At 67.0% G+C, this 10,428-nt stretch carries 14 protein-coding genes; 11 read left to right on the top strand and 3 right to left on the bottom strand.

The annotated features are described in order from the left end of the window. On the bottom strand, positions 1–682 hold a 682-nt coding region (locus tag ACIO5D_RS23840; protein ID WP_400797594.1), incomplete at its 3' end, for an ISL3 family transposase. A gap of 164 nt (positions 683–846) precedes the next feature. Here ACIO5D_RS23840 and ACIO5D_RS23835 point away from each other — a divergent pair. The 8 genes from ACIO5D_RS23835 to ACIO5D_RS23800 all read left to right on the top strand — a co-directional run bounded on the left by ACIO5D_RS23835 (position 847) and on the right by ACIO5D_RS23800 (position 6,754). Continuing rightward, positions 847–1,422 (top strand): DNA/RNA non-specific endonuclease, encoded by a 576-nt coding sequence (locus ACIO5D_RS23835; RefSeq protein ID WP_400797591.1) that lies wholly within the window; start codon positions 847–849, stop codon positions 1,420–1,422. A 30-nt stretch (positions 1,423–1,452) separates the two neighbouring features. Then, positions 1,453–1,995 carry an SMI1/KNR4 family protein gene (locus tag ACIO5D_RS23830; protein WP_400797588.1) on the top strand — a complete coding sequence of 181 codons (543 nt, stop codon included), beginning with the start codon at positions 1,453–1,455 and terminating at the stop codon, positions 1,993–1,995. 326 nt (positions 1,996–2,321) lie between these two features. After that, a complete protein-coding gene (locus ACIO5D_RS23825) occupies positions 2,322–2,708 on the top strand; it encodes a hypothetical protein (RefSeq protein WP_400797585.1) in 387 nt (128 codons plus the stop codon). 75 nt (positions 2,709–2,783) lie between these two features. Then, positions 2,784–3,344: a hypothetical protein gene (locus ACIO5D_RS23820; protein ID WP_400797582.1), complete on the top strand. Its 561-nt coding sequence runs from the start codon at positions 2,784–2,786 to the stop codon at positions 3,342–3,344. 175 nt (positions 3,345–3,519) lie between these two features. Further along, positions 3,520–3,741, top strand: coding sequence for a hypothetical protein (locus ACIO5D_RS23815; RefSeq protein WP_400797580.1), 222 nt, complete (start codon positions 3,520–3,522; stop codon positions 3,739–3,741). Between the two features lie 17 nt (positions 3,742–3,758). Next, positions 3,759–4,328, top strand: coding sequence for a hypothetical protein (locus ACIO5D_RS23810; protein WP_363615116.1), 570 nt, complete (start codon positions 3,759–3,761; stop codon positions 4,326–4,328). A gap of 880 nt (positions 4,329–5,208) precedes the next feature. Further along, complete coding sequence (locus ACIO5D_RS23805; protein ID WP_400797577.1) at positions 5,209–5,769, top strand: hypothetical protein; 561 nt, start codon at positions 5,209–5,211, stop codon at positions 5,767–5,769. A 586-nt stretch (positions 5,770–6,355) separates the two neighbouring features. Continuing rightward, positions 6,356–6,754 (top strand): DUF4440 domain-containing protein, encoded by a 399-nt coding sequence (locus ACIO5D_RS23800; protein WP_400797574.1) that lies wholly within the window; start codon positions 6,356–6,358, stop codon positions 6,752–6,754. Positions 6,755–7,306: 552 nt separating this feature from the next. Here ACIO5D_RS23800 and ACIO5D_RS23795 read toward each other — a convergent pair. Continuing rightward, positions 7,307–7,993, bottom strand: a complete 687-nt coding sequence (locus tag ACIO5D_RS23795) for an ATP-binding protein (RefSeq protein WP_400797571.1) — start codon at positions 7,991–7,993, stop codon at positions 7,307–7,309. 146 nt (positions 7,994–8,139) lie between these two features. Between ACIO5D_RS23795 and ACIO5D_RS23790 the strand changes: the two genes are divergently transcribed. The 3 genes from ACIO5D_RS23790 (at position 8,140) to ACIO5D_RS23780 (ending at position 9,318) form a co-directional block, all read left to right on the top strand. Then, the gene (locus ACIO5D_RS23790; protein ID WP_400797568.1) at positions 8,140–8,358 is read left to right on the top strand and encodes a hypothetical protein; all 219 of its coding nucleotides are present in this window, start codon (positions 8,140–8,142) and stop codon (positions 8,356–8,358) included. Continuing rightward, entirely contained in the window at positions 8,355–8,579 is a 225-nt protein-coding gene (locus ACIO5D_RS23785; RefSeq protein ID WP_400652587.1) for a DUF397 domain-containing protein, read from the top strand. The genes ACIO5D_RS23790 and ACIO5D_RS23785 overlap by 4 nt, the downstream gene beginning before the upstream one ends. Positions 8,580–9,018: 439 nt before the next feature. Next, positions 9,019–9,318 (top strand): hypothetical protein, encoded by a 300-nt coding sequence (locus tag ACIO5D_RS23780; protein ID WP_400797566.1) that lies wholly within the window; start codon positions 9,019–9,021, stop codon positions 9,316–9,318. Between the two features lie 528 nt (positions 9,319–9,846). Here the strand turns inward: ACIO5D_RS23780 and ACIO5D_RS23775 are convergent. Beyond that, positions 9,847–10,200: a beta/gamma crystallin domain-containing protein gene (locus ACIO5D_RS23775; RefSeq protein WP_363606113.1), complete on the bottom strand. Its 354-nt coding sequence runs from the start codon at positions 10,198–10,200 to the stop codon at positions 9,847–9,849. Between the last annotated feature and the right edge of the window lie 228 nt (positions 10,201–10,428).

Raw genomic sequence — 10,428 nt, 5'->3', positions numbered from 1 at the left:
CGGGCAAAGCTCGGCGAACGGCCTCGCCGTAGGCCCCGGAGCCGTCCCGGCACACGATCTCGACACCCGGGTGCTCGCGCAGCCACGCCTCCAGGGTGTCGGCACCCCGCCCAGGCAGGACGTCGATCCGCTCGCCGGTCTCGGCGTCGATCAGCACGGTCGCGTAGCGGTGGCGGCGGCGCGGGGCGAAGTCGTCCACGCCCAGAACCTGCGGCACCCGCCGTGCGGGCAGCGACACTCGCAACAGCATCCGCAAGGCCGTGGACCGGGAGGCCGGCGCGGCGAGCACCTCCAGGAGCCGCGACGCGGCTCGTCCCGCTAACTCTTTTACCACGGAACCGAGTTGGCTCGTAAGGCGGTTCGTGCGACGTTGGTAGCGTTCCAGCAGGCTGGGCACCTGCTCGCGGAACGTCTGCCGTCCGCAGCCCAGCACCGGGCAGGCCAGTCGGCGAACGCGCACCACCACGAGCACCCGCCGGCCGTCCGCCGGCACGTCCGCCACCGTCCGGTGATGGAAGCCATGCACCCGGTCCGTCGGCGCCCCGCGGACCGGGCAGGGCACCGGACCGTCCTGGGTCCGGGCCACCACCCGAATCACCTCGCCCTCGTCCACTACGTCCTCGATCACCAGCGGCGACAACCCGGAAAACACCGTGCCCACAAGCTCGTTGACATCTCGCATGACCTGCCAACGACACCCGTCACGCTTCGTTACCACGATTACGGGACAGAGCCGAATTCCTGATACTCCCCGGCCCCCAGCCCGACGCGGCCGGGGCCGGGGACGAACCGGGCCGAGACCGTGGATGTCGGCTGAATGGCGTCGGCTGGGTCAACCATGGACAGGTGGATGCTGGTAATGGTGGCCGTGCGACGGGTGTGACGGCATGCCTTGACAGCGCATACCTCTTGGCGAATAAGGGAACGGAAACGGAGGTTCGTAAGGGCATCAAGCCTGCCGGCTATGACTGGGCGCGTAACCAGGTGATATATTGGGGTGGAGATCGGTCTGACGTGAATGCCTGTCATCTTCTCGGCGCCCAGCTGTCTGGTTCCGGGACCAATCTGGCGAACCTAGTTCCCTGTGGCAGTGATGCGAACTCGTACGTCGGAAAGCTCAACGGAAACAGTGCGCGTCTCGGGCCGATCGACAGCATGCTGCACTTCGAGAATCAGGTGAAGGCCGAGATAGACGGCGGAAACATTGTCTTCTATCAGGTCACCCCGTACTACGATGGAAATCGAATGGCTCCTTACGAGATCGAGATGACCTACGTGGCGTGGAGTCCAGGCGGGCGATTGCTCCGAGGGGACTCGGAGACGGTGTCGAACCTGATCTACACGGCGGGGAGCGGCTGGAAGAACCTGGGCTTCCCGATCGACAGCCGTTCGGGGCAGGATGCAGGGATGTTCGGTGATTGATGGCACCGTTCTCTTGGTAGAGGAGACCAGATGATGCATCCGGCGATCAGCAACCTGTCCGTCATGCTCGGGATGTCAGATGCCCAAGGTGATGTCATTGACTGGGACGAACTCGCGCGCACCACAGGCTTGCGTCTTCCAGCTGACTACCGCGACTTCGTGGTGGTATACGGAGGTGGCGAACTGAACGAGTATCTTGCGTTCCGGACTCCACCGGCGAACGGCTCTCCCTCGGGCAGACTGCTAGAAGGGCTGGATTTCGATCCGCGCGAAGAGCCGCAGTCGGATAGCGAAGGCCGTTCGCAGGTCCTGTCGGAGGCGAGAATTCTTCCTTTCGCGACGACCATCAACGGGGATATGGCGTTCTGGATCTGTGATTCGACTGATCCCGAAGGATGGGAAGTCGTCGTTTTCAAGCGTCAGCCACGGTATGGCACTGACCCGTGGACCCGCTTCGAGATGGGGTTCGGGGAGTTTCTCGTCGGTCTTCTCGACGGAACGGTGCCCAATCCGTTCAGTGACGGCTCTTGGAATGATCCCCCGCACACGTACCAGAACTGGAGGGAGTACTGACAGAGCTGCCGGATGCCCAGGCGGGGGAGAGGTTTTCAGTCCCGGCTTCCGGCCCGTCGCCGCTTCAGAGTTGAAGCCGGGCTGCGAGCACCGGGAGCTGCGCGGAGGTCCGTTCGACGTTCTACTGCCGGATGTCACCGGGTATCACGCGGAGCGGTTCGACCGCAGCGCCGCGCTCTTCGCCGGGATCAGCAGCTGCGGCTCCGGCGCGTGTCCGACGGGCGGGGCGCCGCTGGGGCGGTCCCTGTCCGGCACCGGGTCCGGCCTCTTCCCCGGCCGTGGTGCGCTGGGTTGTCGGGGTGTCCGGCATGTAGCGGCACCAGCCGATGCGAAAACGGCGTTGCGGTCTGCATGCGGTCGAGCGCCCGGTCTCCCAGTTCGACTGGGCAGCCAGGGACCCCCGCGACATCCTCAGCGTCATCGCCGCCTCCTGCGGCAGCGCCGACCTGCTCGCGATGCTGACGCTCGTCCCCAACGTGACCCCGAGGACGGAGGCCGCCCCCGTTCCGGGTGCGGGCAACAATCCACAGGAAGAGGACAAGCACCGCAGTTGCCTCGACCGCCGTCCGGCGAGCGCGGTGGGTGATAACGGCGGCAAGGGACGCTGGATCGACTGCTGGGCCATGGAGGATGTGGTCGACCTGGGCGCAGGTCCGGGGGCGTCGGTCGCGAAGCGTCCTGCGGGAGCCCACGGCTGCCTGGCCGGGCCCTGAAGGGGAGCTGCGGAACCCTTGCAAGTGGCAACATCACTATCGAGCTACTGGACAGAAGATGAACATGGAACTCGGGTGAACATGGAACTCGGCCGTCTGGCCCAGATTTTCGGTGAACCCTCGCAACGGCCGGCGGCTACACCGTGGGAGCGTTCCCTCGCGGAGGTCGGCTTCGCCTTCCCGGCGGACTATCGGGAGTTCGTGGACCGGTACGGGTGCGTGCGGATCAATGGCGAGCTGTCTGTGCCGGTGCCGCCCCTGCGCTCCTACGACGGCGGGCCGATCGTCGGCTTCCCCGGGTTCGTGCGTAGGACGACGGACGGGATCGCCGCCGAGCTGGCCGCTGACCCGGACTGCCCGTACCCTGTCCACCCTGAGCGCGGTGGGATCCTCTCCCGGGGCTCTAACCTCAACGCTGACCAGTTCTTCTGGCTGACCGAGGGTGAGGATCCGGATTCCTGGCCGGTGGTCGCGTTCTACCGGAGCCTGGAGGAGTGGGACCGTTTCGACGGAGGATTCGCGGCGTTCCTGCTTGCCGTTGTCGACGGCACGTACGTGTACGCGGACGAGGTGGCGCCGGCCAATTCCGACGAGCCGATGTGGCGGTACCAGGGCGACTGGAATTGGGTGGGGTAGTGAAGGCGGGGTCGGCCTGCCGGTGGCGGAGGTGTACTCCCGCCATGGGCGCCACCGCCGGGTCTGCCGCGCAGACCAGCTGTTCCCCTTCGCGTGTTCCCGGACGCTGCCGGGCTGCAGCTTCGTCCAGGCGAACCTGGCACCCTGCTGGACCACCCCCGTCAACGTTGGCAAAATGACAGGAATTCAGGCGGTGGTGGCCAGAAAGCTGGCGATCAAGGAGAATCTCGTGGAGATGCCGGTGGTGTCCGACTATATGTACGCCGGCAGTATGACTCCATTTAAATACCGATTCAAGATCCAGGTCCGGGATTCCAGGGGAGTTCTCGTTGACTGCAGTGCGTCGGATGTTTACAGCGAAAGGGATGGCCACAGCCTTGAAGCCGGTTGCTGCTGAGGCCACCTGGTGTCCGCATGCGCGATGACGTGAGGAGGCTCTCCGGCCTGGCGGGGTGGAGGGCCCGGGAGGACGCTCCTCGCGTGTCGTGGGACAGGGCACAGGAGGAGGCCGGCCTTGGGTTCCCTTCGGCCTACCGGGAGTTCGTCGACGTCTTCGGCGCCGGGGAGGTTCGGGGTGACCTCGGGGTCCTCGACCCGCTGCTGCGCCCTGGGGGAGCGGCAGGGGAGGGTGGGATCTCCCGCATGGTCCGTCGGACCACCGAGGACATTGGCCTTCAGTTCAGGGCCATGCGGGAGGAGTCGTTCGACCTCTGCCCGTACCCGGTCTACCCGGAGGCCGGCGGGCTGCTCGTTTGGGCGGGGAACTACAACGGTGATATCTGCTTCTGGTTGACGGAGGGGGACGATCCGGATTGCTGGCCCGTCATCGTGTGGCACAGGGGGCGGTTTCCGGATGCCTGGAGCCGGTACGACGTGGGAATGGTCGAGTTCCTCCTCCTGGTGGTCGCCGGCGAGACCCCGGAACTGGCCGACCTCGCGTTCCAGGACCCCTCGGTGCCCATCTGGGTCCCCGAGGAGGGGTGATTAGCGAGCAATTTGCGGCGGCCGACGGTTCGCTGGTTGATCTTGTTTGCGTGTCGAGTGAAACTGCATCCGGTTCTTGACCGGGGCGAGCTCACCATCGCGGAGGAGCCGGACACCGCCACGGATCCCGACGCCCCGTCGGCCAGGCGGTTCGTTCTCCCGGACGGGGCGGCGCAGCGGAGCTTTGTGCGCTGTGCGTCCGTCCGCCTGTACCGCTCCGGGGTCGACGATCAGGGTGGCGCCGCTCCTGACTCGCCCTCACCCCGGACGGGGCCAGGCCGCCAACCTGCGGTGGGGACACTGATGCATGGGGAGGTATTCGCCAAGCGGATGGGTGGAATAGCGTGACTGGCCATACCCCTGGTGCATCGGATGCCATAGCTGAAATCGGTGAGACGGTCTACCGCGCGGTGCGAAAGCCGATTGCGGCCCCCGGCCGCAGTAAGTGCCTGGTGAAGTGCCGGATCCCCTCAGGCTGTTAACGACGGTCGGTCTGTGGCGCGGCTGTTCGTGCGGAGGCCCGAGCGCACCCACGGCGATTGCCGGGCCCGGCGTGACGCGGTGGCTGCCCGGGATTGGTTTGAGGCACCCTGGGTCTGATTGGTCACACGGACGAGCCGCTGTGCGAAGCCGTCTGCCTGCCCGGGCGTGGTTTGGGAAGTCGGCGGGTCCGACTTCCCAAACCCGCCCAGGCGCAGTGGTGTGGTGTTCAGAAGCTGTTGTCTTTTCGGGTGGGGGCGCCGTGTTCTCGCTGGTCAGGTATAGGGTCAGTGGTTCTGTGGGAGTCGTGGCCTGCCGGGTTGTCGTTGAGTGGTGGTCCGGGTCAACGCCTCCAGGTGGCGGCCTGGTGCAATTACTGATGACGGACAGGAGGGTTTAGGTGAATGTTTCGGTGGCTTCCCTTGTCGAGCTGCTGAATGTTCCGGGTTCCGGTGCGGGCTATGAGGTGCCCTGGAATGGTTCACTGGTCGAGGTCGGAGTGGAGTTTCCGGCCGACTATCAGGATTTCATCAACATATTTGGCCGAGGTGCCATCGGAGGTGAACTTTGCGTCCATTCACCGCTGACTGCAGGGCCGGTCGGATGGACTTCCGGTGGATTCGCGCGCATGGTTGCTCGTACGATCCTTGAAGTTGGTCCGATGTTCAATGGGCTGCGTGCGAGCTATCCCGAGCTCTTCCCGTATCCGATGTTCCCGGATCCTGGCGGGCTGCTTGAGTGGGGTTGCAATTACAACGGGGATCGCTGCTTCTGGCTGACGGGTGATCCAGATCCTGATCGGTGGCCGGTGGCCGGTGGTTGTGTGGTTCCGGGGGGCGCCCGCGGCCCGGGCCTGGTCGAAAGCGGACGGGGGTATGGCCGAGTTCCTCGTCCAGGTGTTGTCGGATCCGACTTCCGACCTGCTCGCATCCGCGGAGGACAGAACGGTCTGGGTCCCTGACGCCGGGTAGGTGACGGTGGCGCGGTGTTCCGGATCGTCGGCGCTGCGTCCTGCCTGCCCACCAGGGCCGCGGTTTGGGCCGGTGCATCATGGTCCACCTGATCTTGGTGGGGTGCCTGGCTGTAGTTGGTGTCTGGTGAAGTGTCGGAGGTTCTCGGGTGGTTGGTGATGGTTGGTCTGTGGCGGGGTTGTTGGTGTGGAGGTCCGGGTGTGTCGATGGTGCTTGTCGGGCCTGGTGCTTGGCGGGTCTGGTGTGATGCGGTGGTTGTTCGGGTCTGCGACGGGTCGGCGGTCGCCGTGCTGGTCGGCCGTGCTGGTCGGCCGTGCTGACGGGTTCGTTGTCGGGGTGCGGTGGGTCGGTCGGAGGGTGGGGTCGGTGATTTCGCCGGTGGTGGGCGGTAAGTCCTCGTTTGTGAGCAGGTGTTCGGTCAGCGGGTGTCTGCCTGTGTGGGTGACGGCGTCGGTGAAGGTGGTGTCCTGGTCGTGGATCGGGGCTGTTGCAAAGTTGTGTGATCTGGTGGGTGTGCTGGGCCGAAGTGGCTTCGACGCCATGTCCGTTGCTCCCTGCCGGTGTTACTGTCGCACCATGTCCAAGATCGAGATTGATGCGATAACCGCCGAGTTCTTCGGGGCTTTCGACAACCGCGGCGGCGAGGTCGCGGACGTGAGCCGGATCCGTCGGCTGGTCATTTCGGGTGGTGTGATCGTGCTGACCGGGCCGAAGTACACGGTCTACACCGTGGACGAGTTCATCGAGCCGCGCGAACGCCTGCTCGCCGGCGGGCGGTTGGTCGAGTTCTCGGAGTGGGAGACCTCCGAGCGGACCGAGATCGTGGGCGACATCGCGTCGCGCTTCGGCGAGTACCGCAAGGCCGGCGTTCTGGACGGCGAGCCGTTCGAGGGTGGCGGGACCAAGACCATCCAGTTCGTCCGCACCCCGGAGGGCTGGCGGATCGCGGCGTTCTCCTGGTACGACCAGCCCTGAGCGCAGCAGCCCGTGGGGCCTCACTGTTCTAGTTTCGACGGGGGCGAACGCGGTCCGGGTGATCGCTCGCAGCCCCTCGATCCCCAGGCCCGTCGCTGCCGGGGCTGTCGAAGCCGCCGTGTGGCGGGCTCTCTCGCTGTCCATGCCTGTCTGTGTCCGTTCCTCTTGCGTTCCGGCACGAGGGGGGTGGGGCCCGGCCCGTTCAAGGTGCCCGCACCTACGGGCAGGGCCCCGTCTGGTGTGCCGCCCGGTTGTGACGGACGGCTGGTTGCCGCTGGTGCCGGCGCGGTACGGCGCCCGCGCTCGCGGGGGTGTGGCCCCCAGGGGTGCCACAGCGCTCTTCCACGACCCGGCCGGTGACGAGCGGGGGTTGGTACCCGGTGGCCCGCGTGAGCACCAGCGGGCCACCGGGGGTCTGTCCGCGGCGGCGGGGCCGCCGGGCCGGAGCCGGACCGTACGCGGAGGCTTTCGCGGCCTCCCGCACGTCCCGCACGTCCCGCACGTCCCGCATGTCGGCACGGTGTGGACCGATCAGCTCATCGACCTTGACCTTCACGAACTTCTCCACCAGGTCCACCAGGTCCACCAGGTCCTCAGGCCCGCCAGGTCCTCAGGGGCCGGTGCCAGGTCGGCCGTGTCCTCCTCCCCCCCCCGGCGCATCCGGTCGAACGCGCGCTTCTCACGCCGGTCGAACACCCGCGCGGTGTGCCGGCCCCGGGCTGCGGCCGGTACACGGGCCGCTCTCGGCCGGCCGGCGACCCGCTCACGCGGCGGCCACCGGGCGGCGCAGCGCCGCCCGCCGGTGGAACGCCCGTACCTGTGGCGGCGGCCGCGGGCCGGCCACCCGCCGGTGGGCGTCGGGTGCGAGGATCCGCGGCCCGGGCCCGGTGCCGACCGATGTCGCCGCGGCCCCGTACCGGTGGGAAACGGGTCCTCCAGTTCCAGGGTGAACCAGACCGTTTTGCCTCCGCCGACCAGCTGCTCCCAGCCGAAGTCGGTGGCCAGTGCCTTCACCAGGGCCAGGCCGCGCCCGCCGGAGTCGATGTCAGCCGTCTGTCGGACCTGCGGTGTTCCGTTGCCGGGGTCGGTCACCGAGGCCCGGAGCGCGCCGGTGTCGCCGGCCTCCACCTTGATCGGCAGGTCGTCGATGCCTTTCCCGTGGGACAGCGCGTTGGTGACCAGCCCGGAGGTGAGCGGCGCGACGTCATCGGCCTCTGACGGTCCCCGCTCCCGGCTCAACGGCCACGGTCCGGTGCAAGAGGTGCGCCGGAGTGTGCCTGTTGCCATGATGTGCCTGTCCCGTGTACGCGCGTGTGCACGGGACGGTGCCTTCTGTCGGCGCCATGTAGTTCTGAAACCGCCAGTTGTGATCACGGCGGGCCTGGGTGTCCATCGGGGGCGTCCGGCGATGCCGGGCCGATGCCGAGTCGGGGAGGGATCTGGGTGTCGTTCTCATCGAGGGTCTGCTCGACGGGGTTCGGGTCGGTGGTCCCGCCAACGTGGAGTTCTTCCGGGCGAAGTTCAGGCAGGTTGCGGCCGAGGCCATGAGCGTCGACGCATCGCTTCGCTTCATTTCCGACCAGAGGGGCAGGTTCAAGGCATGATCCACGTCAGTAACGCCGCTGCGGCCGGGCTGGAGTTCAAGAAGTCCAGCTACAGCGGCAACAACGTCGACTGCGTCGAGTTCGCTACTCCCGGCGAAGCGGTCTCGTACGTGCGTGACTCGAAGGACCCCGGGGGTCCGGCGCTGGTTCTCACCGCCGGGGCCCGTGCGGCTTTCATTACGGCTGTTGCCGCGGGCGAGTTCGGCTTCGGTCTCGTCTGACGGTCCCCGCCCCCGGCTCAACGGCCGCGGTCCGGGGCAAGAGGGGTGCGCCGGACCGTGTTTGGGGCTGGTCCACTGTTCACGGCCGCGGTCGATCCGCAGGACCAGCAGCATGCCGAAGCCCCCTTATGGGTGACCGTGGCCGACACCCCCTGACGGGTGTGCTGCTGGCCCTGGCCGGCGTCCTCCTCGGCCGTCCGCGCAGCCCCGGACGCGGCGCCGGCCGGTGCGGTGACCGGCCGGGACTCTGTGGCGGAGGGGTTCTCGCCGCCGTGTTCTCCCGCGCCGGCCCGGGCAGACGCGGCTGATCACGAACGGGTCCTCGGGCGCAGCCGTCCGGACAGCTCCGTGGAGCGGCGACGCCAGGTGGTGACGCCGCGTGCGGGCAGGAACCGGTCTCCCCGACTGTCATATGATCCGACCGGACAGGGGGGGTGCCATGAGCACGTGCGGACGCGGTACAGAGTTGCGCGATGGCAGCTGCGAAATCGTGGGAGTAACAGTGGTCTACGGGTACTCGGTTATTCTGCTGCTGGGGATCGGTGCCGTTGCCGTCGGTTTCTCTGTGCTGCGGAAACGACGGTCGGCTCCACCGGTCGGTTTCGATCAGGTGTCGGCCGGACATGGCCGCCGGACGGCCGAGAAGATCGCTTACAGGGCCGTGCCCTATTTCCTGATGATCTGGGGATTCCTGTTCATCGTGGGCTGGATCGGCGCGATGGTTCAACGGCTGACCTGATCAGTTGTCCTCCGGCCCGGCGGCCGGCGTGGACCCGGCGGGCGAGAACCGGGAAAGAGTGTCCGCCCCGGCCCGGCGTTGGTGGGGGAGTGTCATCCGGATTCTCCGTGAGTGGTACGAAGTTCGACAGCGTGAATGCTCCCGGGGTGTGGACCCGGAGCGGGATTCGCCGGCCCGCCGGCCGCGGACCGGCGGTGCACGCCGCGCACGGCCGCCGGCCACGTGCGGTCCTGCCTCTTTCCGGCACCCCGTACGGCGAAGATGTATTCCTCGCCAGGAACTCGGGAACTCAGGAACTCAGGAACTCAGGAACTCGGTGACTCAGGAACTCAGGAACTCGGTGACCCGCAGGGCGGGGCGGACGTGCGGGTGTCTGCTCCGACCTGCTGGTTCATGGTGCTCGGGCGACGTCGTGCATACGGGGCGACGGCCCGCGCCGCACGGTGCGGGCCGTCGCCCCGGCGGCGGTGTCCCGGAATGGACAATCAGTGAGAACGGCCGTCCCGGGGCGGCCGGCCCGTTGACCCGTCACACGATTTCGATGTCCTTGACCTTCGGCGGACGGTTCGGGAAGGAGATGTCGGTCCACCGTGTGATCTTCACCGAATCGCCGTTGTCGTCGTAGTAGATCAAGTCGTTGTTCCCCGTGGAGATCCTGTCGACCCACCACCCGCCGAAGGAGGTCCTTCCGCCGTTCGCGTAGCAGTCCACGCTCTGACGGCCGCCGTCGTGCGACCAGATCTTCAGGAAGTCCTCCCCGCCTCGGCACTCGACATGGTCGATGGCGAAAGCGTTGCCGGTCGGCACGGTCAGGGTGAACGCGGCGGCCGCGGCGAACGCCACGGCCATGGAACGCGCGACCTTCTTCGTTTTTGAGATCACAAGTTCTCCTTGATTCGAATGCCGAACGGGGAGGTCACTTCGCAACCGGCGTGGGCGGCGTCGTGTTGAAAATCATCTCAATGACCGCTGCAGTGCGGCCATCACGTCTCGTTTCGTGCTTACACCAACGACGATCCTGTAGGACCGCTGTGCACGGCAATCCGCTTGCGGTCCCCGGCTGAAATTCGCCCCAGAATGTCCGGATCGGTTCTGATTGGGGGAGTTGGC

Origin of the sequence: Kitasatospora sp. NPDC087315 (assembly GCF_044744345.1) — a bacterium.
Taxonomy (GTDB): domain Bacteria; phylum Actinomycetota; class Actinomycetes; order Streptomycetales; family Streptomycetaceae; genus Kitasatospora.
The sequence above is the reverse complement of the archived record's forward strand: the minus strand, read 5'-3'. Positions and strand labels throughout refer to the sequence as shown.

Excerpts from the sequence above, each read along its gene's own strand:
- ACIO5D_RS23785 (WP_400652587.1), top strand. The coding sequence starts at position 8,355 with ATGATCCACGTCAGTAACGCCGCTGCGGCCGGGCTGGAGTTCAAGAAG.
- ACIO5D_RS23780 (WP_400797566.1), top strand. The coding sequence starts at position 9,019 with ATGAGCACGTGCGGACGCGGTACAGAGTTGCGCGATGGCAGCTGCGAA.
- ACIO5D_RS23810 (WP_363615116.1), top strand. The coding sequence starts at position 3,759 with ATGCGCGATGACGTGAGGAGGCTCTCCGGCCTGGCGGGGTGGAGGGCC.
- ACIO5D_RS23825 (WP_400797585.1), top strand. The coding sequence starts at position 2,322 with ATGCGAAAACGGCGTTGCGGTCTGCATGCGGTCGAGCGCCCGGTCTCC.
- ACIO5D_RS23830 (WP_400797588.1), top strand. The coding sequence starts at position 1,453 with ATGATGCATCCGGCGATCAGCAACCTGTCCGTCATGCTCGGGATGTCA.
- ACIO5D_RS23815 (WP_400797580.1), top strand. The coding sequence starts at position 3,520 with ATGACAGGAATTCAGGCGGTGGTGGCCAGAAAGCTGGCGATCAAGGAG.
- ACIO5D_RS23800 (WP_400797574.1), top strand. The coding sequence starts at position 6,356 with ATGTCCAAGATCGAGATTGATGCGATAACCGCCGAGTTCTTCGGGGCT.